This is a genomic window from Paenibacillus mendelii (genome assembly GCF_024498075.1).
Lineage (GTDB): Bacteria > Bacillota > Bacilli > Paenibacillales > Paenibacillaceae > Paenibacillus_Z > Paenibacillus_Z mendelii.
Genome location: NZ_JANHOF010000032.1, coordinates 1 through 22,364, shown reverse-complemented (window position 1 = coordinate 22,364; position 22,364 = coordinate 1). Strand labels below are relative to the sequence as shown.

Below are 22,364 nucleotides of genomic sequence, written 5' to 3'. Positions count from 1 at the left end.
GTGCGCTTTGCGCTGCGGCGGGCCGGTTTTTGCTTTTCCCTGGAAGCTGTCCGGTGCGGAAGCTGCAAGTGACTAGGATTCCTCTTTTTAGGGCCATAATGGCTTTTAGAAGGAGGGAAGTGTGATGAGTCTACTACCAATTCACGAACGGCTGGCAGAGCTGTGGATCCTCAAGAGCAATCGTCCATTGACCGACGAGGAGGAAGCCGATTACGAGCACTGCCTAGCCGCTAATGCCATGTACTGCCGTCAGATGGCGCACCTGTACAATTGTTCGCTGCTGGCTTCGATGACTTCAGATACGGAGTGGCAGCATGAGCTTTGCAGCCGCATAGAGAAATTGAATGGACTGCCGCCGGCTTCTTGGCGGACAAAGCCTTGAAGCAGCTCTCCCTGTGAGCAATAAACTCTCGGGACATAGGCCGCGGCTGTGGAGAGGGCGGCCATTATTTCCGACAGAGGAGCTATTAGCCATGAGGGTCCAATCGTTTCCGCCCATCATTGATGAGCGAGCCCGCGTGCTCGTGCTCGGCAGTATGCCGGGTACGGCATCACTTGAGAAACACCAGTATTACGGCCATCCCCGCAATTATTTCTGGCCGGTGCTTTATGGCCTGTTCGACGAGAAGCCGGATGTAGAGTATGACCGGCGGATCGCGTTTGCGCAATCACATCGTTTTGCGTTGTGGGATGTAATTGCGACGTGCGAGCGGGTAGGCAGCTTGGATGTGAATATCAAAGAAGAGCAGCCCAACGATATACCAGGGCTGATCGCGCGATATCCGGGCATTCGCTGCCTGGCGTTTAATGGAAGCAAGGCGCATGATACCTTCTTGAAGGTGTTCGGCGGGGATAGGGCGCTGGCTTCGATTGATCGATTGAAGCTGCCTTCAACCAGTCCGGTTCCGACTCCGCGCATGCGCAGTGCCGCCGATCGATTGGAGGTTTGGCGAGCGGTGCTGCCCTATATGGTGTAAATGTTTCAAGCCCCCCCTATTAATGGGTAATGGTAAGTAAATTCGATAATGATTGGAGGAATCGTAATGAAACTCCGGAATTATCTTGCTTCCTTGGTCATCGCTGTTGCTTCCACCCCGTCCGAAGTGCCGGGTAGAGGACTGCAGCGTCGGCCGAGAGCTGCTGAGATCGATGCGGGCGGCCGCGTCTCGGCCCTTGCGGATCATAATGACGTTTAATGGCCGGGCATCGGACAAGTGGTTCGGAAGGGCGCAGCCCATTTTTGCCGGACCGCTTGCTTTTTTATTCCCGCGGCCTCTATAATAAATAACAATATCGTAATCGACGATGATCGGGAGAGTACTTTTCGCTAAAGAAGCCGATACAGCGAGCCGGGGTGGTGGAAGCCGGTACGGATGCGGGAGGAAGCGGACCCTGGAGTTGGTTGCCTGAAAGCCTATGCTGTAGGGCAGCCCGGTCACTCCGTTACCGTGTTCGAGAGGCTCGAATATATGCTTGGCTTCTGCGTTTTCACGCAGGGCAGGCTAATCGACGCCATAAGAGTGGTACCGCGGAGCATAACTCCGTCTCTTTGCAGAGACGGAGTTTTTTTGTTTTCCTTTTAGAGCTATACACTTCACTGCGCCGCCAAAGGAAGGCAAGAGCCGGTCCATCTTGTCATTTTTTCGATTCGAGGAGGAGCTATTATGACGGCATTGTTGTTTGGTTGGGTGGCAGATCGTCTGCTGCCTCATGTCTCTTTGACCCGCGAGGAGCTGCTGGCTGCGATGGAGCTGCCGCCGAAGCCGGAGATGGGGGACGCCGCATTCCCGTGTTATCCTTTGTCACGCGTGCTGAAACGTCCCCCCGCAATGATCGCGACCGAGCTCGCAGCTGCAGTTAACGGAATGCATGCAGACGTGCGAGCGGAATCGGCCGGTCCTTATGTGAATCTATTCTTCACCCGGGAGCAGTGGGTGGGCGAGCTTCTCGACCGCATCCTCGATCCCGGCTTTGCCCGGTCGACGGATGGAAGCGGCAAGCGGGTAGTCATCGATCTGTCGTCACCCAACATTGCTAAGCCGTTCGGCGTCGGCCATCTGCGTTCGACGATGATTGGCAATGCGCTGGCCAATTTGTACCGCTCCTGTGGATACGATGTCGTCAAGGTCAATCATATCGGGGATTGGGGGACGCAGTTCGGCAAGCTGATGACGGCCTATACAAGGTGGGGCGACGAAGCGAAGCTGAAGGAAGAACCCATTCGTGAAAGTTTGCGACTCTACGTTCGCTTTCATGAGGAAGCGGAGAAAGACGCGGCATTGGAGGATGAGGCAAGACGCTGGTTCTGGAAGCTCGAGAAGGGCGAGGCCGATGCGCAGGAGCTATGGCGATATTTCGTATCGTTCAGCCTGGAGGAGTTCGAACGGGTGTATTCCCGGCTGGGCGTGACCTTTGACTACACGCTCGGAGAGAGCTTCTACAATGACAAGATGGATGCGGTTGTCCAAGAATTGCAACGGCTCGAGCTTCTCGAGGAGAGCGACGGAGCTCATGTCGTCCGGCTGGACGAGGAAGGAATGCCGCCGTGTCTCATCTTGAAATCGGATGGCACGACGATCTATCCGACGCGGGATTTGGCGACGGCGATCTACCGGAAGCAGGTTATGGGCGCAGACCAGCTCCTGTATGTGGTGGGGAAGGAGCAGCAGCTGCACTTTAAGCAGGTATTTGCCGTTCTCAAGCACATGGAGCATGAATGGTCGGAGCAGTGCGAGCATGTAGCCTTCGGGCTGATGAAGTTTGAAGGACGTAAGATGTCGACACGTAAAGGGCAGGTCGTCTTTCTGGACGAGGTGCTGGATGAAGCCGTTGCCAAGGCCGAAGCGATCATCGAGGAGAAGAATGCGGACATTGCGAATAAACGCGAAGTTGCAGAAGCGGTCGGCATCGGTGCGATTATTTTTGGTGATCTGAAGCATACCCGCATGCTGGAGGCCGATTTCTCACTGGAGGAGGCGCTTCGCTTCGAAGGGGAGACAGGCCCTTACTTGCAGTATACGGCTGCGCGGATTAACAAGCTCCTGAACACGGGCGGCTTTGGCGGGGGAGCGGCGCTGCCTTCCACCCGCGATGCGGGAATGTACGTGTCGCAAGCCTCTGCATGGGAATGCCTCAAAACGTTGGCGGCTTACCCGGATGCCGTGCAGAGCGCATTACGCTCGCGGGAACCCGCCGTCATCTCGCGCTATCTGCTGGATGTCGCGAAGAGCTTCAATCGTTTCTATCATCAGGAGCGGATATTGACGGAATCGGGACCGGAGACCTCTGCGAAACTGCTTGCAGCCGCTGCGGTACACAAGGTACTCTGCACAGGTCTAGAGCTTCTCGGTATGCAGGTGCCCGAGCAGATTTGACCGCATGCTTAACTGCGAAGCGTTGTATTAGGCCATCCTCCTGTATATAGTAGAAAACATGAGAATAAGCAGACAGGGGTAACGGACATGAAGGACAGGGCAAATGTGCGAATTACGCTGGAGAGCGAGCAGGGCGGCGAGAAGCAGGTACAGCAATATGCCGGGGAATGGTTTCGTAAGGAACGGACCGTCTATGTGCGGTACGTGGAAAACGACGACAACTATGGCGAGGTGCGGACACTGGTGCGCTTCCGGGAAGGTGAATTGCACGTCAAGCGCCATGGAGGCGTCGAGTCCGAGCTAACATATCGGGCAGGAAACCGGATAAACGGAAAATTCATCTTGCCGCAAGCACGGTTTGCCATGGAGACGGAGACATCCCTGCTCTGGGTCCAGAGCGGGGACATGACGAAGGAGGGCCATGGGCCGGCGCTCCTTCTGCCAATGCTACCATGGCTCATCGAATGGCACTATTCCCTGTGGGTGGATGAACAGCCTGCGGGTGATTTTAAGATCCGGCTTCGTGCTGAAGAATGTGAATAAGAGGAAGCCGATGGTTCAACTAAATTTCAGGAGGATTCAAGAAACGATGACTACCCATGTATTGGAACAATTGCACGATAGAGTGAAAGAAGCGATCGCCGACGCGGTCGTAGCAGCGGGGCTCGTTGCCCGGGAGGAGCTTCCGGTCTTCGTGCTGGAGGTACCGAAGGAGAAGGCGCATGGCGATCTGGCAACCAACGCAGCCATGCAGCTGACGAAGCTGGCGAAGAAGAATCCGCGTCAAATTGCGGAGGCGATCGTTGCGCATCTGGATACCGGCAAGGCATCGATTCAATCGGCAGAAATCGCAGGTCCGGGCTTTATCAACTTCCGCCTGGACAAAGGCTATCTGTATCCTGTCATCGCCAGCGTGCTCGATCAAGGGGCAGATTATGGCCGTATTGGCATAGGCGGAAAGCAGCGTGTACAGGTTGAGTATGTCAGCGCCAATCCAACAGGCAGTCTCCATCTTGGCCATGCACGCGGAGCGGCAGTCGGCGATGCCCTGTGCAATGTGCTCGATTTTGCCGGATACGATGTGACTCGCGAATATTACATTAACGATGCCGGCAAGCAGGTGGCGAATCTGGCGTTATCCATCGATGCGCGCTACAAGCAGGCACTCGGCCAGGAAGCGGAGATGCCTGAGGACGGCTACCACGGCGAGGATATCGTAGGCTTTGCGAAGGCGCTCGTGGAAACGGAAGGCGATCGCCTCCTTTCCTTGACAGAGGAGGAGCGTTTCACATTCTTCCGTCAGTACGGGCTGGAGCGGGAGATGGACAAAATCAAACGCGATCTCGGCCGCTTCCGTGTCGGCTTCGATGTATGGTACAGCGAGACCTCCCTCTACGAGAGCGGTCAAGTTGAGCAAGCGCTGGAAGCGCTGCGCGAGCGCGGCGAAGTGTTTGAGGAGGAAGGGGCGACCTGGCTCTCCACGATGCCGTACGGTGACGACAAAAACCGTGTTCTTGTGAAGAATGACGGCTCTTACACGTACCTGACACCGGATATCGCATACCATCGTGACAAATACGGCCGCGGATTTGATCGTATGATCAATATTTGGGGCGCCGATCACCACGGCTATATCCCGCGCGTCAAAGCGGCCATGGCCGCGCTCGGCAACGATCCGCAGAAGCTGGTCGTGCTCATCGCGCAGATGGTCAGTCTCTTCCAGAACGGCGAGAAGATGAAGATGTCCAAGCGGACGGGCAAAGCCGTCACGATGGAAGATCTGATGGATGAAGTCGGCGTCGACGCGATTCGCTATTTCTTCACGATGCGCAGCATGGATTCCCACCTGGATTTTGATATGGATCTGGCGATTTCGACATCCAACGAGAATCCTGTCTATTACGTGCAATATGCTCACGCGCGTATATGCAGCATTCACCGGCAAGCGGAAGAGCAAGGTATTTCTGCCGGGCAGATCGAAGCCCTCGATTTCAGCAAGCTGACGAGCGAGCATGAATTCGATATCCTGCGCAAAATGGGCGAACTGCCGCAGGAAATCGCGGATGCCGCTGAATTATATGCACCGCACCGGCTGATCCGCTATGTATATGAGCTAGCCTCGCTATTCCATAGCTATTACAGAGCGGAGCGCGTGATTACGGAAGATGAAGCGCAAACCAAGGCACGCTTGGCGCTTCTATCAGCGGTCCGCACGGTCCTCGCGAATGTGCTGCGCCTTGTAGGCGTATCCGCACCGGAACGCATGTAACAAACAACTACTGCGGCGGACATGCCGGAATGCCGGAACCGTTCCATGATCAGCGCCGAAAGACCGCGGATTATCGTTCCGCGGCCTGGAGCATTCGTGTGATATCAAGCTCTCCGGTTAATCGGAAAGACTTTGCGCCCCGAAGCGGCATCATCGACCGCTTCAGAATGGATTTGATCTCTCCCGGCGAAAGCCCGGGACGGTGGGCGAGCAGCAGCGCCACTGCTCCGCTGACGTGCGAGGTCGCCATGGAAGTGCCGCTCATTTCGTTGTACTTGCCGCGCAGCCAGGACGATAATATTTTGTCGCCGGGCGCATAGATGTCAATGAAGGTACCGCGGTTGCTGAACTGTGCGATGCGCCGGAGCTTGTTCGTGGCACCGACGGATATGGTCTGGGGGTATCGGGCTGGGTAATCGACAGACTTGCGTTTGCCGTCGTTTCCGGAGGAAGCGATAATAATGACACCGGCGTTGTAAGCATTGTTGACGGCGTTGAGCAGCGATTTGCTGCGCGTCTTCATGCCGAAGCTCATATTGATGATATCCATGCGATTGCGGACGCACCAATCGATGCCCATAATGATGTCCGATACGAACGCGCTTCCGTTGTGATCGAACGCCTTCACTGGATAAATCGTCGACCGCGGCGCAACGCCAATCATCCCATGGAGCTGGTTGGCAGCAGCAATCGTACCTGCGATGTGCGTGCCATGACCATTGTCATCATGGGGCATGGTGCTTCGGTTCAATAAATTAATGCCCCGTCCAAGAGACTGTTTCAAATCGGGATGGCTAAAATCGACGCCGGTATCGATGACGCCGATTTTAATGCGATGGCCGGTAGTCGTGCTCCATACTTGCGGGGCTTTAATTTGCTGAACGCCCCAGGGAATGCCCTTATCACGGGCAGCGGGTTTAAACACGGTGCTGTGGACGCATATGGGTGTATCTTCTTCCACCTGTGCGCCTTCTCCCAGTATTGGAGCAAAGTCCGGTTCACCCAAGGATACGGGAATTGAGAAGGCTTCGATAAGCGGCAAATGTCTTACGGTTTGCAGGGAGGCAAGCGGCGCGTTCATTTCCGACCAGATGTCAAGAAAACGCCTATAATCACTCTGCTGCCGAAAGCGGACGATCCGCCGCCTCGTCCCGTGTACGGATCTGGCCGTCGCACTGTGCAACCAACGGAGAATTGCGGTTCTGTCCAATTTTGGCGTCCCCCTCCCAGGCGGGTCATGCTGCAGTATTGTATGAAGCCGTGCAACAAGCTGTATAAGCGAGTGACCTTTTTTCTTAGAAATAGGCTTAAAAACCGTGTCATTCGCCGTACGGGGACATAGTATGAATGTAGAGCCGTTACACACCGGCTCTGACTACCGGAATCGAGGGTTAACCCGCGCTTCCGGAGGATACAGTCAAAGCGAAGGGTATGCCCTTCGCTTTATCTTTTTGCCTGGCAGTAGGGGGAAGCTTGCTTTTTTAAAGGAAATAGGTTTTACTATAGGTTGAAAAAGGAACGCAAGCAGCGAAGCTGATTCGCATTCGTACGAGAGGAAGATGTACATATGAGCAGCGAGATCACTTTGAAAATCGATCCCGAGCGCATCAAGGAAATGCCAATGGTCGATCTGGCATTTGAACTGCTGAAAGCAGCGAATACCCCGTTCTATTACAGGGATTTGATGATGGAAATTGCAAAAATTAGAAAATTGTCGCAGGAAGAAATCAACCAGGTGATTGCGCAAGTATATACGGAGATTAATATTGACGGACGCTTCGCGTGCGTCGGCAGCAACATGTGGGGACTGAAGCGCTGGTATCCGGTAGAGCGCTCTGAAGATCCGGTTTCGAACGCCAAGCGTCCGCGTATCATCAACGACGAAGACGATGATGATGATATTTTTGCGGAAGAGGAAGAAGAGACCTACGCAGCGGATGACGAAGATTACGATATGTACGATGAGGATCAAGAGATCTTCGACGAATCCGAAAGCGAAGAAGAAGTCGACGAGGAAGTGCTGATCGACGACGACGAAGAGATCGACGAAGAAGGTGCCGATACGGAGGACGCGGAGAACGACGAGGATGAAGACGACGACTTCGAAGACGATTCCGATGATGGCGATGACGATGAGGATGAGAAATAAAGGCGCGTCTTAATCTCTTGACACTGGAAGCCCGTCAGAGTAAACTATTGCATGGGCTTCTAGTTCGGATATAAGTACAATGCCAAATCGAGAAAGTGCCCCGTCTATACGGGTGTCACTTTTTTCTTTTTTTCGAACCATTTTTATAGCGAAAATGGGCAACCCTATACTTTAACATACTAGCGTGGAGGGTATCATCAAGTGACCAAATACATTTTTGTAACAGGCGGTGTCGTATCTTCCCTGGGTAAAGGCATTACGGCAGCTTCGCTTGGCCGATTGCTTAAGAACAGGGGTCTGAAAGTGACGATCCAGAAGTTCGACCCGTACATTAACGTGGACCCGGGAACGATGAGCCCTTACCAGCACGGTGAAGTTTTCGTAACGGACGACGGTGCGGAAACTGACCTTGATCTAGGGCATTATGAGCGCTTTATCGACATCAACCTGTCCAAGAACAGCAACGTAACCTCGGGCAAAATTTATTCAACTGTCATTACCAAAGAGCGCCGGGGCGAGTACCTGGGCGGAACGGTACAAGTCATTCCCCACATCACGAACGAAATTAAGGATCGTGTATTCCGTGCGGGCAAAGAAACCGGCTCGGATGTCGTCATCACTGAAATTGGTGGTACGGTCGGCGATATCGAGAGCTTGCCGTTCCTTGAGGCGATCCGCCAAATTAAGAGCGATATCGGACGCGAGAACGTGATGTACATCCATGTGACGCTCATTCCATTCATCAAAGCGGCGGGCGAAGTGAAGACGAAACCGACGCAGCATAGCGTAAAAGAACTCCGCAGCATCGGCATTCAGCCGAATGTCATCGTTTGCCGTACGGAATATCCGATGGCCGAAGAGCTTAAGCGCAAGATTGCGTTGTTCTGCGACATTGATCCAGGTGCGGTTATCGAATGCATCGACGCGCCTACGCTGTATGAGGTTCCGCTTAATCTTCGCGAGCAAGGGCTGGACGACTTTGTCGTGAACCACCTGAAGCTGACGACGAATGAACCGGATATGACGGAATGGATCAGTCTCGTGAACCGCGTGAAGAATTTGAAGCGTACGATCGAGATCGCGATCGTGGGCAAATACGTTGCGCTTCATGACGCATATCTTAGCATCGTGGAATCGTTAAGCCATGCCGGCTTCGATGCAGACGCGGAAGTGAAGATCAGATGGGTGAATGCAGAGGAACTGACGGACCATAACATCGCCGATAATCTGAAGGGCGTTGCTGGCATTCTGGTACCGGGCGGCTTCGGCGACCGGGGCATCGAGGGTAAAATTACGGCCATTCGTTATGCGCGGGAGCAAGGTGTGCCTTTCTTCGGTATTTGTCTTGGTATGCAGGTTGCAGTTATTGAATATGCACGCAATATTACGGGACTGCGCGACGCCAACAGCTCGGAGATTAATCCCTCTACGCCGTACCCGGTTATCGACCTGCTTCCAGAACAGAAGGATGTCGAAGACATGGGCGGAACGATGCGCCTTGGTTTATATCCATGCAAGCTGGTACCGGGTTCGCTCGCAGAGCGCGAATATGAGGACGAGCTGGTCTACGAGCGCCATCGCCACCGCTACGAATTTAACAATGAATTCCGCGAGCAGATCGAATCCACAGGCTTGCTCATCTCGGGTACTTCACCGGATGGACGGCTTGTCGAGATGGTGGAGCTTCCAGGACATCCATGGTTCTTGGCGGTGCAATTCCATCCGGAATTCACCTCTCGTCCGAACCGTCCGCAGCCGCTTTTCCGCGGTTTTGTACGAGCTGCGCTTCAAAATAGCGACAATTGATCACGGATTGAACTTTTCGCACTTTTTTTCAAACCAGAAGCAGGATAATCAATCCCGGCGCGCGAATATATTAACGATTATGGAAGAGTTGACCAAATCGTGTCGCAAGTCGTCGCGTTCCTGGGAGGGTTTCAAGTTGGATAAGAAGAAAGTGTTGATCGTGGATGATCAAAACGGGATTCGTGTCTTGCTTATGGAAGTGTTCAGCAGCGAAGGGTATGTGACCTTTCAGGCCTCCAATGGCAAATTGGCGCTCGAAATCGTCAAATCCGAAGCGCCTGATCTTGTGCTGTTAGATATGAAAATACCTGGCATGGATGGTCTGGAGATTTTGAAGCACGTCAAGGCGATTAACAAAGACATTAAAGTGATTATGATGACCGCATACGGGGAACTGGACATGATCAAGGAAGCGACGGATCATGGCGCGCTCATGCACTTTACAAAGCCGTTCGATATCGATGAAATGCGGGTTGCCGTCAACATGCAGCTGCGTGGAGGAGAATCGAACAACTGGTACGCAATAGGATCCTAAGGGGTCCTATTTTTTTCATAAACGGACACCTGCCAGAAGCGGTTTCCGGGCGGTCTGCGCGTTTGACCAGGGCTGTACCAAACATGGTAGGGTTGTGGTATAATGGCACAGGACAAGTCAGATTCGGACTTGATAAATAAATACCTTATAGGAGGAATAGAGCAACCATGCCACTCGTATCGATGAATGAATTTCTACCGAAGGCAAAAGCTAATAAGTTTGCGGTTGGCCAGTTCAATATGAATAACCTCGAGTTTGCACAAGCGATTGTGGAAGCTGCTATGGAAGAACAATCCCCATTCATTTTCGGTGTAAGTGAAGGCGCATTGAAATATATGGGTATAGAATTTACAGTTGCTATTGCAGAGGCGGCTGCGAAGAAATCTGGTCTTCCAATCGCACTGCACCTCGACCACGGCAGCAGCTTCGAAGTTGCCATGAAGTGTATTCGTGCAGGCTTCTCCTCTGTGATGTTCGACGGATCCCACTATGGTCTCGAAGAAAACATTGAATTGACGAAGCAGGTTGTGAAGGCAGCGCGTGCAATGGGCGTGTCCGTTGAAGGTGAGCTTGGCACAATCGGCGGCGTTGAGGATGATATTAGCGTGGATGAAGAGCATGCAACCCTCGCAAATGCTGAGGAAGCCATTCGTTACTACGAAGAAACTGGCGTCGATTGCCTGGCGATCGCAGTCGGTACTGCTCATGGTATGTACAAAGGCGAGCCGAAGATTCACTATGATATTATCCAAAAAGTATCCGATGCCATTCCGGTACCGGTTGTTTTGCATGGCGGTTCCGGTGTGCCTGACGAAGCCATTCGTCTGTCTATCCAAGCCGGCGTTGGCAAAATCAACGTGAACACCGAGAACCAAGTGGCTTGCACGAACACGATCCGCGAAGTTCTGGGTGCGAACGCTTCGGTAATCGATCCACGCAAATATTTGACGCCTGCTAAGAATGCAATGAAGGCAGTCGTTCAAGAAAAAATTCGTTTGTTCGGAAGCAGCAACCAAGCTTAATTTTCGGACAGCAGCGAAGCCGCCTTTAAACGCTGCGGCACAGGGACCCGCCTCTTTCACATGTGGTGGCAGCGACAGCAAATATGCTATTCGCCTGCCATCCTGCGGAGCGGGCTGTGCGGCCCAAGGCGGTTTTTCTTTTATTGGGATAGATCGTGCAGGCCACTGGAACCAGAAGTAAATCGGAAAAATATGAGAAGGATAACTTCACTTTTGAGGGATCAATCATGCTCCCTTCCGAATGGGGAGGATAATGAGGCTGATGGAAAAATTAATGATTCGCGGCGGACAATCGCTGCGCGGCACCGTACAGATTAGTGGTGCTAAGAATAGTGCGGTAGCCCTTCTGCCTGCATCGATTTTGGCAGAATCAACGGTAACGCTAGACAACTTGCCCCATATCAGCGACGTTGCGGTCTATAGTGAGATTCTAGAAGAGCTTGGCGGTACGGTTAATTGGAACGGAGATTCGATTGTTATCGACCCTTCCATAATGAAATCCAAGCCGATGCCGAATGGGAATGTAAAATTGCTTCGTGCTTCTTATTATTTAATGGGTGCTATGCTCGGCCGATTTGGAGAAGCTACGATTGGATTGCCCGGGGGCTGCAACTTTGAGCCGCGGCCAATCGAGCAGCATATTAAAGGTTTTGAAGCATTGGGAGCCCAGGTCACCAATGACCATGGTTCCGTGCGTATTGTAGCGAAGGAGCTGCGTGGTGCCAAGATTTATCTGGACGTTGTCAGCGTTGGCGCAACGATTAACATTATGCTTGCGGCCTCACGGGCCAAAGGTTATACGATTATCGAAAATGCGGCGAAAGAGCCTGAAATTATAGATGTAGCTACTCTTCTCAACGCCATGGGCGCGAAAATTAAAGGTGCGGGAACGGAAACCATCCGCATCGAAGGAGTCGACAGCCTGCATGGCTGCCGGCATTCTATTATTCCTGACCGCATTCAAGCAGGTACGTATATGATTGCCGCAGCGGCAACGCGCGGAGACGTACTGATCGATAATGTCATTCCGAAGCATATGGAAGCGGTAACCGCCAAATTGCAAGAGATGGGCGTTCACGTCTACGAGATGGATGAGTCCATTCGTATCGTGGGGCAGCCTCATTACGAGTCGATTGACGTCAAAGCCCTTGTTTACCCCGGTTTTGCCACTGATTTGCAATCTCCGATGACAAGTCTGCTTACGCAAGCCAAAGGGGTTAGCATATTGAGCGACTACGTGTACAGCAACCGGTTTAAGCATGTTCCTGAGCTTACGCGGATGGGTGCAAACATACGGGTCGAAGGCCGTTCGGCCATCATCGAAGGCGGTACGCTTAATGCTGCCAAAGTTCGGGCTGCGGATCTAAGAGCGGGTGCATCGCTGGTCGTCGCCGCCTTGACCGTACCGGAAGGTGTCACGGAAATTACAGGCGTGGAATATATCGACCGGGGCTACGACAATTTGGTAGACAATTTGCGTATGCTGGGCGCTGATGTTTGGCGCGAAGGAGAATAACAGTTCCTGCTATTGCCGGAGCAGTCACGGGGAATAGACCGGAGAGATTCCGGCAATGCTGGAACAAACTGGATTTATCAAGATCATTGACAAAGAAGTGGTGAGAACATGAGCGATCTTCAGATCGTCGATCTGGAAGAATTGAAGCTGACAGAGCTGTATAAGCTCGCCAAACAGTATCAAATTCCGTATTATGGTCAGCTGAAGAAGAAAGAACTTATATTTGCAATTTTGCGTGCGCAAGCCGAGAAGAGCGGTCTAATGTTCATGCAAGGCGTGCTTGAAATTTTACCTGAAGGTTTCGGTTTCCTGCGTCCGATTAACTATTTGCCAAGTACGGAGGACATCTACATCTCCGCATCGCAAATCCGTAAATTCGATCTGCGCACAGGCGACCTCGTCTCCGGCAAATGCCGTGCTCCGAAAGAGAATGAACGTTATTTTGGTTTGCTTCAGGTCAATGCCGTCAATGGACAAAGCCCCGAACAAGCCGCCGAGCGTCTTCATTTTCCTGCCCTTACTCCCCTTTATCCGCAAGAGAGACTGGTGCTTGAAGCTTCCCCAACTAATCTATCGACCCGTATTATGGATTTGCTTGCTCCCGTCGGTCTAGGTCAACGCGGACTCATCGTTGCCCCTCCGAAAGCAGGCAAGACGATGCTGCTGAAGGAAATCGCCAACAGCATTTCATCCAATCATCCGGAGATAGAGCTGTTCGTGCTGCTTATTGATGAGCGTCCAGAGGAAGTAACCGACATGTCGCGTTCGGTTAAAGGGGAAGTGGTTGCATCGACGTTCGACGAGCTTCCGGAGAATCATATTAAAGTGGTCGAGCTCGTGCTTGAACGCGCGCTTCGGCTTGTGGAACATAAGAAAGATGTTGTGATTCTGCTAGATAGTATTACACGTCTTGCCCGAGCGTATAATCTCGTCGTGCCGCCGTCAGGCCGCACGCTTAGCGGCGGTATCGATCCTGCGGCATTCCATCGTCCGAAGCGGTTCTTCGGTTCGGCCCGCAATGTAGAAGAAGGCGGCAGCTTAACGATCTTGGCTACGGCCCTGATCGAGACGGGCTCGCGCATGGACGATATCATCTACGAAGAATTTAAGAGTACGGGAAATATGGAGCTCCATCTCGATCGAAGGCTGGCGGAGCGCCGTATATTCCCGGCACTCGACATTCGCCGCTCCGGTACAAGGCGCGAGGAGATGCTGCTTTCCAAAGAAGAGCTGGATAAAGTATGGGCGATCCGTAAAGGGATGAACGATTCTATCGAGTTCGTTGACAACTTCCTGAAGAAGCTGAAAGATACCAAGACGAATGAAGAGTTTCTGAATTCGCTTGACACTTCGAATGTGGTACAAACACCGGCCCCGTCCTCCAGACCGCAAAGTGCTAGCACAAGCTCCAGTTCTAGCTCCAGCGGCGGAACGAGCGGCACGGGTGGAGGAAGGCGTCCGACACGGTCGACGCCTGTAACATAAGCCGATGATGAATCTGGTATATGCGGATGAACAAGGCAACCTGTTCGACCATCCGGATTGGGTTGGGCTAGGGCGCAGCGGTGATATGGTAGTGGAACTGCTGGAAGATGAGCTGATTCCGCTGCCGAACGGAGCGACATTGGTCGGATTGCCGAATACTCGTCCGATCGGAATCGAATCGGCAACGGGAAAGATGCTTCCATTGCCGGGTAATGTTCAAGCGGTAGGGGCACTGCTACCGCAAGGCTTTACTCGATTATGTATCCCAAGCTATATGAAGACGGATAAGACGCAAAGACTTCCCTTGTTCGGCTATTCGGCCGTTGTTTGGAAGGATGGCGGTTTTTATGTCGCAGCTCAGCAGTGTGACGACCCGGAGCGATGGAATCCGCTGAACTGCGATCTTCTGGAGCTGCAGAGCGGGGTTGACCGGCTATTGGCCAAATATCCGGACAATCGACTGTACAAGCATTTGTCAAACTGTGCTTTAGGGTACGAATGCTTGACGGCATCCAACACTTTTTTGCAGCGGTGGGAAGGTGCTGTCCCCGTCTCCTATTCGTGCAATGCAGGCTGTTATGGCTGCATCTCCGAGCAGCCGGATGACAGCGGCTTTATCGCCCCGCAGACGCGTATGAATTTCAAGCCGACGGTAGACGAGGTTGTGGAGATCATGCTGGAGCATCTGCAAACGCCGGAGTCGATCATCAGCTTTGGCCAAGGCTGCGAGGGAGAGCCGTCCACGCAAGCCAAAATAATCGTCGAGGCCATGCGCAAGGTACGCAGCATAACGCCGATGGGGCACATCAACATTAACACGAATGCAGGTCTGACTGATCACATTCGCGCTATTGTGGATGCAGGACTAAGCTTGATGAGAGTCAGCACCATCAGTGCGCTGGACGATCATTACAACGCCTACTACAAACCGCGCGGCTACACGCTCGCCAATGTAGAGAAGTCGCTTAAATATGCGTCGGATAAAGGTGTCTACACCTCCATTAACTATTTGATCTTTCCGGGCGTGACCGACCGGGAGGAAGAGATGGAGGCGATGATCGGCTTTGCGAAGCGGACGGGTCTAAGGTTTATTCAGATGCGCAATCTGAATATTGATCCGGAGAGCTATCTCGAGCTCATTCCGAAGCCGCAGGGCGAAATTTATGGGATGAAGCAGATGCTGGAGATCTTTGCGGAAGAACTTCCGGACGTTGGGATCGGGTCCTATACGCATGTCCCACCAGCCCCTGCCAAATAAATCAAGTGTCGGCCTAGCTTTTATGGGATCCGGTATTTGGAAGTGAAAAAGATTGCGGTTGTGGTACATGACGTGCTATAATCCGCTTGTGTGTGTATTTTAACTCTGGGTCCGCCTGAGACTCAGGGCAGAAAGAGGTGAACGCAATGAAACAAGGTATTCATCCGACATACCACGTCACCACGGTAACTTGCGCTTGCGGCAACAGTTTCGAGTCTGGTTCCATTAAACAGAACCTGCGCGTTGAGATTTGCTCCGCTTGCCACCCATTCTTCACGGGTAAGCAAAAGTTCCTGGATGCCGGCGGCCGCGTCGACAAATTCAAAAAGAAATACGGCATCTAAGCAATCGACGCCGTTTCTGCCGAAAATTAGCAGAATACAAGAGCCTCCTACAGCCATCCTATGGACTGAAGGAGGTTTTTTTATGTTTGTTATACTTAAGCGCCAGTGGTGTGCTTTTGCGAAGCATCGCGTGACCAAAGCTTCTTCCCTTGCCGTTATAGCTATTGTTATGGCCATGGGGGCTGGGGCATGCTCGAATAACGACACCAGCGGCAATAAGCCCAGCACGAAGTCGTACGGACATGACGGATACATGGGTCTCTCCAACAGTAATCCTCATCTGTTCAATAAGAATGGATCTTATTTGAATTATGGCGAGGACGGCGAGTTTGCGAAGAAAAAACTGAAGGAGATTAATGGAATCGCCAATATGAACATTATGTTCCAAGGGCCCAATCTGTATGTTACGTTAAAACCGGCATCTGGAGTCGATGATCTGCAGCTTCGGCAAAAGGCGTTGTCCGTTCTGCGCTACAATATGCCGCGCTACATTGTTCATGTGAATACGGTTCGTTAGCAGACATTGATTATTTTGGGCGGTTGCATCTTGGGACAGAACGCGCTATACTTATCTCTGCCGTGCTAGATGGGGAGGTAGCGGTGCCCTGTAACTCGCAATCCGCTACAGCGAGGTTGAATTCCTATTAGAGGTTATGTCGATGTGGGGTCTGGCGGTTAGGAACAGTGTTGACGGACGGGTCCTCCGCAATGGACACCTGTGAACCCGGTCAGGTCCGGAAGGAAGCAGCCGTAAGCAGGTTCGTTCATGTGCCGGAGGAGTGCCTGTCCCGAGCTGGGAATAACCATGCCGCCCGGATCGCATATATCGAAGATAGGTGCACGGTACCTTTATTACCAACAAAAGCGAACATCCTTTACGTGATTTCACGCTTGTGAAAAAACGAAAAGGATGTTTTTTGCATATTTTGCAGGATTATGCTGGCTGGAAGACGAATGATTTACTGAATGTTTTTAGCTGTTTGGCGTGTGAATGGACTGCAAGAGGGGGATGAATGATGAACGTGTTTCCACCAGCCCCACTGATCCGGCTAAGCCTGCAGGCATTGGACGAATACATAAATCGGCTTCCGAGGACAATGGTTGTCGTGTTGAACGAATGGGGCGAAATCAATCGATGCAACCCGGTGTTTTTGCGCGAGACAGGTTATGCAGCTTCCGCTCTTGTCATGTGTTATGTCGGCATCATTTTTGAAAGTAAATCATTTCAACAATTGGAGCATTACGGTGTTTTCGGGAAAGGGCATTCCTCAGCATCAACGGAGCCGCCGCCGCAGGTTTTTTTGATTAAAGCGGATGGTGAAAAACTGAGTGTAACCGTTCAATCTCTATATGCCGAAACAGAGGAAGGCGGCCGTAATCTTTTGTTTTTGTATGAACAAGAGCCTGCACATTATCCCAATTTGTTGGAGCGGCTTGGCGAAACGATGTTAACCGATGCCGATACGGGCGTCATCTTGATTAGGCCGGATTCACGGGTAATGGACATAAGTCCGCTTGCTTGTCAGGTGCTTGGAGTACCCAAGCCGTTCGTCATGAACGAGCCATTGATTCGTTTTTTTGCGAATGCGCGGAGCGAATATGAGCTGATTCGCCGCACGTTGGAGAATGGAGCACCCGTTCGCAATCACCCGATTACTTGGATTCATGCCGAGGTGCGGACAGAACTGCTTATGGACGTAGGCTTGCTGCGCAGTCCGACTGGGGGGATGGAGGGCGCATTTGTCATTTTCAAAGACGTAACCAATCTTCGTTCACTGGAGGAGCAGGTGCAGCGGAGTGACCGGCTCGCCATGATCGGGCAAATTGCGGCTGGCGCAGCCCATGAAATACGGAATCCGCTGACTGCCATACGCGGTTTTTTGCAGATGTTTCGCAAAACGATGGCGATTAAAGGTATGGACAAAGAAGCCGGCTATACGGAAATTATGCTCAGTGAGCTGGACCGGATCAACAATCTTGTGGGGGAGTTCCTGCTGCTTAGTAAACCGAAGAACGTTGTCTTCGACTATGTGGAAGTGGATGCGGTGATGAATGAAATCATGCCGATCGTAGCGAGCGAAGCGCTGCTTCACAATGTAGCGGTGAGTTGGGAGCCGGAGCATACACTGCCGCAAGTCATGGCCGACCGTGAGATGTTAAAGCAAGTCTTTCTGAATATTTGCAAGAATGGAATTGAAGCTATGACGACTGGGGGGACATTAACGGTTAAGGGCCATTCTGAGCTGGAGGGGGCCGAACGCAGACTTATCATCGAGGTTCATGATACGGGGCCTGGCATACCGATAAATATGCTCGACAAAATTTTCGACCCCTTTGTGACGACGAAGGCGAGCGGTACGGGACTGGGGTTATCAGTGTGTCAGCGTATTCTCCATGAGTTTGGAGGCTCGATTCGGGCGGTCAGTAAGGAAAAAGGCGCTTTATTCATGATCATATTGCCGTTCTGACGGTTTTGCTCCTGGACACGATCGTGTATAATAGAGGAACAGTGTGTAAGCTGTGGTGCTTGCATAAACGAGCGCCCGGTTTACGCACCGCGTTCGCGCAATTCCGATGAAGGCGAAAGGAACGGTCCGCATGTCACATATCGCTTTATACCGAGCCTGGCGCCCGCAGACGTTTGGGGACATGGTTGGCCAACAGCATATCATTCAGACGCTGCAAAATGCGATTCGGGAGCAGCGTGTTTCGCATGCGTATTTGTTCAACGGTCCGCGGGGAACAGGGAAGACCAGTGCAGCCAAAATTATGGCGAAGGCCATCAACTGTGAACGGGGGCCCGCGCCAGAGCCTTGCAACGAATGCGATGCTTGCCGGGGAATAACGGCTGGTACGGTTATGGACGTCGTCGAGATCGATGCGGCCTCCAACCGGGGCATTGATGAGATTCGCGACATTCGGGACAAGGTGCGCTATGCGCCCTCAGAGGTCCGGTTCAAAGTTTATATCATTGACGAGGTACATATGCTTACCTCGGAAGCATTCAATGCCCTTCTCAAAACACTCGAAGAACCGCCAGGACATGTCATCTTTATTCTGGCGACGACGGAGCCTCACAAGCTGCCGGCAACGATTATTTCCCGTTGTCAGCGTTTTGATTTCCGCCAAGTATCGTTACCGGAGCAGACGGAGCGTCTTCGGCTGATATGCGCAGAAGAGGGAATCCAAGCAGAGGCTGATGCACTAGCTTATCTCGCCAGGCTATCCGATGGCGGCATGCGTGATGCCATCAGCCTGCTGGAGCAGGTTTCCGCCTTCGGCGGCGATCGAATAACGCTCAATGATGCAGTTGATGTCACAGGCGGACTTGCCGCTGAGCAGTTTTCCCAGCTTGCGGATGCAATACGGGACGGCAACGCAGGTGCGGTACTCCCACTGGTGGAGGGACTTATGCAGGCGGGCAAGAGCCCGGACAAATGCTTGGAGAACCTCGTCTATTATTTCAGGGATTTGCTCGTGCTCAAGCTGGCGCCCGGGCGTACAGCCACGGAACGGATTGTGGATCAGGAACGCTACCGTGCGATGGCCGAAGCGTTCAGTGCAGACCGGTTATTCTCGATGATAGATATCCTGAATCAATACATGGGTGAGATCCGGCATGCCTCGCTTCCGCAAACCATATTTGAAGTGGCGCTGATGAAGGTCTGCACTTTACAGGATACTAACGAAGGAGCAACTGCTCGCGTCGAGGCCGGCTCGGCCAACACAGCGGCAGCGAGCGGTGCAGCCCCTGCAGAGGTTGCCCGACTTCAACAACGGATTGATACGTTGGAGCGTAAGCTTGAAGAGCTGTCGCGCTCGGGCGTGCGTCCTGCTGGAGAGACTGCCCCTACGGGATCGGAGAGCAGTGCCAACAAGGCAGGGCGGACTAACGGAGGCTTCAGAGGTGGCAGTGCATCGTCCGGCATAGCACGGGCTACGGTTAAGCTGGGCCCCTATTTGGCCGCGGCCGAGAGCCAAGCAACCGGACAAGTGCGCATGAAGTGGAGTGAAATCCTACAGCGGGTGAAGGAAGCGCGTATTACGGTACATGCCTGGCTGGTGGACGGGGAACCTGTTTCTGCTGCGGACAATTCCGTTCTTGTGGCATTCAAGAATACCATGCATCGGGAGACCACGGAGAAACCGGCTAACCGGGAACTTATTGAAAGCGTCCTTCAGGAAACATTCGGACGTCCGGTGAAGCTTGCAACCGTCATGATGAAAGAATGGCAGGCGGCGGACAAGGGACCGGCACCCGATGCGGAACCGCTCACGCTGCAGCAAGAAGAGGCTGGCGGTGAACCGCAGCGACCGGAGTGGATTGAAGAAGCGGTTAAGTTGTTTGGAGAAGATCTTGTTGTAGTTGAAGATAAATAAATGAACGCCAGGAGGCCAACGCCATGAACAACATGAACCAAATGATGAAGCAAGTGAAAAAGATGCAGGAACAAATGATGAAAGCGCAAGAAGAGCTCGGAACGAAATCGATTGAAGGATCCGCAGGCGGCGGTGTCGTAACGGTTGTCGTCAACGGCCACAAAAACGTTCAAAGCATTATTATTAAACCTGAAGCAGTAGATCCGGATGATGTAGAGATGCTCCAAGATCTGGTGCTGACCGCGGTTAATGATGCCCTGAACAAAGCTGACGAGCTCGCGAACAAAGATATGGGCAAATACACCGGCGGTATGAAAATCCCGGGTTTGTTCTAACGAACGAAGTAGAGGAGCTGCGCTTTGTATTATCCTGAACCGATAGCCAAACTGATCGATTCTTTCAGCCGTTTGCCGGGTATCGGACCGAAGACAGCGGCGAGGCTAGCTTTTCATGTGCTGCGGATGAAAGAGGATGACGTCATTGATTTTGCCAAGGCGCTTGTCAGCGTCAAGCGCAATCTTCACTACTGCTCGGTCTGCTGCAATATAACGGATATTGATCCTTGCCGGATTTGCCAAGACAAGACGCGAGACGGTTCTGTCATTTGCGTCGTCCAGGAGTCGAAGGATCTGGTTGCCTTGGAACGGATGAAGGAATTCCAGGGGCAGTATCACGTCCTGCAAGGCGCTATTTCGCCAATAGAAGGGATTGGTCCGGATGATATTCGGATCGCCGAACTTCTGAAGCGGCTTAGTGACGAGCGTGTGCAGGAGATGATCCTAGCCACGAATCCGAACGTTGAAGGTGAAGCGACTGCGATGTACCTATCCCGGCTTGTGAAGCCCTTTGGATTAAGGGTCACCCGTATTGCACACGGTCTGCCGGTTGGAGGCGATCTGGAGTATGCGGACGAAGTGACGCTCTCCAAGGCGCTGGAAGGTCGTCGAGAATTAAGTTAATACATGTAAGCCCTGTGAGGATGGCCTCACAGGGCTTTTTTTGAGATAAGGCATCGTTAACATCTTTAATAATTCGTTCTATTTAGTCCCCCTTGCTACATAGATTTGTACTACATGTTGGACGGTGTACAAGTTTAATTCGGACAAGCGGGAGGCGGATTAAGATGAGATGGGTACAATGGTTTAGGTCGAATAAAACACAAGTAGAGGTAAGCGTAGACGCGAAGGCGGAGCTGCTGCAGCTTTATGCAGAAATTAAAGCCGCTAAACAAGAATGGGATAATGCGGTACGGTATTTCGAATATGCGCTTGGAAAAGATCAAATCGATTATGCAATCTTTGCAATCGAGGCGGCGGAGAAGCGGTATGAGATGCTGCTTCGAAAAGCGAAGGCCATGAATGTAAAATGGCCGGAATGGTATCAGGGTGAAGCGGTATGAAGACAGTGTGGCTGATTTGTTTACTGGTATCGTCACTATTTCTTATTGGTGTGGTGTTTCGCCAGAAACTCTCGTGGAGTTGGTTAAAGCGTTTTGCCCTGCAGCTTGTCGCGGCCGCACTTACGTTATATTTACTGAACTATTCCGGTATCGTCTCAGGACTGGAGGTACCGCTAAACCTTATTACAATTGGAACCGTTGTTCTTTTGGGCCTACCGGGGATTGCGCTCGTTCTTGGGCTGCAAGGGGTATTGTTCTGAATTAATGAAAACAATTAAAAACAGTTGACCGCGAGTGGACAGGTATGCTACATTAGTAATCTCGTCCGACAGTATAGAGACCTCAAGCTTCAAAACAAGAATACAAGAAACTTTCTGAAAAAAGTGCTTGCAATCGACTGGGCGGATGTGATATATTATAAAAGTCGCCGCTGAGAGAAACTGCAGCGAACGACGAACGAAATAAGTGAATGTTTGTTCCTTGAAAACTGAACAATGAGCGACCTGTCAAGCAAAGATTTAACAAGTAATGAGCTAACAAGCTTATCTCAATAGTCGGCCTTCGGGCCGCACTTTTATGGAGAGTTTGATCCTGGCTCAGGACGAACGCTGGCGGCGTGCCTAATACATGCAAGTCGAGCGAATTTCATTGAAAGCTTGCTTTCAATGGAGTTAGCGGCGGACGGGTGAGTAACACGTAGGTAACCTGCCTACAAGACTGGGATAACATTCGGAAACGAATGCTAATACCGGATACGCAATTTCCTCGCATGAGGGAATTGGGAAAGGCGGAGCAATCTGCCACTTGTAGATGGACCTGCGGCGCAT

General features: G+C 52.1%; 22 protein-coding genes, 1 rRNA gene and 1 other RNA gene. 23 read left to right on the top strand and 1 reads right to left on the bottom strand.

Annotated elements, in window-relative coordinates; genetic code table 11:
• Nucleotides 1-124: 124 nt before the first annotated feature.
• From NNL21_RS35105 to argS (NNL21_RS35080), 6 genes are all read left to right on the top strand, one after another.
• Complete coding sequence (locus NNL21_RS35105) at nt 125-382, top strand: DUF7667 family protein (RefSeq protein WP_204822775.1); 258 nt, start codon at nt 125-127, stop codon at nt 380-382.
• Between the two features lie 91 nt (nt 383-473).
• Entirely contained in the window at nt 474-977 is a 504-nt protein-coding gene (locus NNL21_RS35100) for a DNA-deoxyinosine glycosylase (RefSeq protein WP_204822774.1), read from the top strand.
• 66 nt (nt 978-1,043) lie between these two features.
• Nucleotides 1,044-1,196: a hypothetical protein gene (locus tag NNL21_RS35095; RefSeq protein WP_204822773.1), complete on the top strand. Its 153-nt coding sequence runs from the start codon at nt 1,044-1,046 to the stop codon at nt 1,194-1,196.
• A gap of 468 nt (nt 1,197-1,664) precedes the next feature.
• Nucleotides 1,665-3,374 carry an arginine--tRNA ligase gene (gene argS / locus NNL21_RS35090; RefSeq protein WP_204822772.1) on the top strand — a complete coding sequence of 570 codons (1,710 nt, stop codon included), beginning with the start codon at nt 1,665-1,667 and terminating at the stop codon, nt 3,372-3,374.
• 87 nt (nt 3,375-3,461) lie between these two features.
• The gene (locus NNL21_RS35085) at nt 3,462-3,917 is read left to right on the top strand and encodes a YwiB family protein (protein WP_204822771.1); all 456 of its coding nucleotides are present in this window, start codon (nt 3,462-3,464) and stop codon (nt 3,915-3,917) included.
• A 46-nt stretch (nt 3,918-3,963) separates the two neighbouring features.
• Entirely contained in the window at nt 3,964-5,643 is a 1,680-nt protein-coding gene (argS, locus tag NNL21_RS35080; RefSeq protein WP_204822770.1) for an arginine--tRNA ligase, read from the top strand.
• A 70-nt stretch (nt 5,644-5,713) separates the two neighbouring features.
• Here the strand turns inward: argS (NNL21_RS35080) and NNL21_RS35075 are convergent, their stop codons facing one another.
• Complete coding sequence (locus NNL21_RS35075; protein ID WP_256555692.1) at nt 5,714-6,853, bottom strand: S8 family peptidase; 1,140 nt, start codon at nt 6,851-6,853, stop codon at nt 5,714-5,716.
• A gap of 357 nt (nt 6,854-7,210) precedes the next feature.
• Here NNL21_RS35075 and rpoE point away from each other — a divergent pair, with 357 nt between their 5' ends.
• From rpoE to NNL21_RS34990, 17 genes are all read left to right on the top strand, one after another.
• Nucleotides 7,211-7,792 (top strand): DNA-directed RNA polymerase subunit delta, encoded by a 582-nt coding sequence (gene rpoE / locus NNL21_RS35070; RefSeq protein ID WP_204822769.1) that lies wholly within the window; start codon nt 7,211-7,213, stop codon nt 7,790-7,792.
• Nucleotides 7,793-7,993: 201 nt separating this feature from the next.
• Complete coding sequence (pyrG, locus tag NNL21_RS35065; RefSeq protein ID WP_204822768.1) at nt 7,994-9,598, top strand: CTP synthase; 1,605 nt, start codon at nt 7,994-7,996, stop codon at nt 9,596-9,598.
• Between the two features lie 136 nt (nt 9,599-9,734).
• Nucleotides 9,735-10,133, top strand: coding sequence for a response regulator (locus NNL21_RS35060; protein WP_204822767.1), 399 nt, complete (start codon nt 9,735-9,737; stop codon nt 10,131-10,133).
• Between the two features lie 167 nt (nt 10,134-10,300).
• Nucleotides 10,301-11,155 (top strand): class II fructose-1,6-bisphosphate aldolase, encoded by an 855-nt coding sequence (gene fba / locus NNL21_RS35055; protein WP_204822766.1) that lies wholly within the window; start codon nt 10,301-10,303, stop codon nt 11,153-11,155.
• Nucleotides 11,156-11,417: 262 nt separating this feature from the next.
• Complete coding sequence (murA, locus tag NNL21_RS35050; RefSeq protein ID WP_204822765.1) at nt 11,418-12,671, top strand: UDP-N-acetylglucosamine 1-carboxyvinyltransferase; 1,254 nt, start codon at nt 11,418-11,420, stop codon at nt 12,669-12,671.
• A gap of 108 nt (nt 12,672-12,779) precedes the next feature.
• Nucleotides 12,780-14,156, top strand: a complete 1,377-nt coding sequence (rho, locus tag NNL21_RS35045; RefSeq protein ID WP_204822764.1) for a transcription termination factor Rho — start codon at nt 12,780-12,782, stop codon at nt 14,154-14,156.
• A 7-nt stretch (nt 14,157-14,163) separates the two neighbouring features.
• Nucleotides 14,164-15,414 carry a radical SAM family protein gene (locus NNL21_RS35040; protein ID WP_204822780.1) on the top strand — a complete coding sequence of 417 codons (1,251 nt, stop codon included), beginning with the start codon at nt 14,164-14,166 and terminating at the stop codon, nt 15,412-15,414.
• Nucleotides 15,415-15,560: 146 nt separating this feature from the next.
• On the top strand, nt 15,561-15,758 hold the full coding sequence (rpmE, locus tag NNL21_RS35035) for a 50S ribosomal protein L31 (protein WP_091225099.1): 198 nt from the start codon (nt 15,561-15,563) through the stop codon (nt 15,756-15,758).
• Nucleotides 15,759-15,840: 82 nt separating this feature from the next.
• A complete protein-coding gene (locus tag NNL21_RS35030) occupies nt 15,841-16,275 on the top strand; it encodes a hypothetical protein (protein WP_204822763.1) in 435 nt (144 codons plus the stop codon).
• A gap of 60 nt (nt 16,276-16,335) precedes the next feature.
• Nucleotides 16,336-16,602, top strand: an RNA gene (gene ffs, locus NNL21_RS35025) — signal recognition particle sRNA large type.
• A gap of 169 nt (nt 16,603-16,771) precedes the next feature.
• A complete protein-coding gene (locus tag NNL21_RS35020; protein WP_256555691.1) occupies nt 16,772-18,226 on the top strand; it encodes an ATP-binding protein in 1,455 nt (484 codons plus the stop codon).
• Nucleotides 18,227-18,356: 130 nt separating this feature from the next.
• Nucleotides 18,357-20,138, top strand: a complete 1,782-nt coding sequence (gene dnaX / locus NNL21_RS35015) for a DNA polymerase III subunit gamma/tau (RefSeq protein ID WP_204822762.1) — start codon at nt 18,357-18,359, stop codon at nt 20,136-20,138.
• Between the two features lie 23 nt (nt 20,139-20,161).
• The gene (locus NNL21_RS35010) at nt 20,162-20,473 is read left to right on the top strand and encodes a YbaB/EbfC family nucleoid-associated protein (RefSeq protein ID WP_204822761.1); all 312 of its coding nucleotides are present in this window, start codon (nt 20,162-20,164) and stop codon (nt 20,471-20,473) included.
• Nucleotides 20,474-20,497: 24 nt separating this feature from the next.
• On the top strand, nt 20,498-21,097 hold the full coding sequence (gene recR, locus NNL21_RS35005) for a recombination mediator RecR (RefSeq protein WP_204822760.1): 600 nt from the start codon (nt 20,498-20,500) through the stop codon (nt 21,095-21,097).
• Between the two features lie 164 nt (nt 21,098-21,261).
• Nucleotides 21,262-21,537 carry a YaaL family protein gene (locus NNL21_RS35000; protein ID WP_204822759.1) on the top strand — a complete coding sequence of 92 codons (276 nt, stop codon included), beginning with the start codon at nt 21,262-21,264 and terminating at the stop codon, nt 21,535-21,537.
• Nucleotides 21,534-21,797, top strand: coding sequence for a pro-sigmaK processing inhibitor BofA family protein (locus NNL21_RS34995; RefSeq protein WP_204822758.1), 264 nt, complete (start codon nt 21,534-21,536; stop codon nt 21,795-21,797). Before NNL21_RS35000 ends, NNL21_RS34995 begins: the two co-directional genes overlap by 4 nt.
• A 313-nt stretch (nt 21,798-22,110) precedes the next feature.
• Nucleotides 22,111-22,364, top strand: a 16S ribosomal RNA gene (locus NNL21_RS34990); the annotation flags it as partial.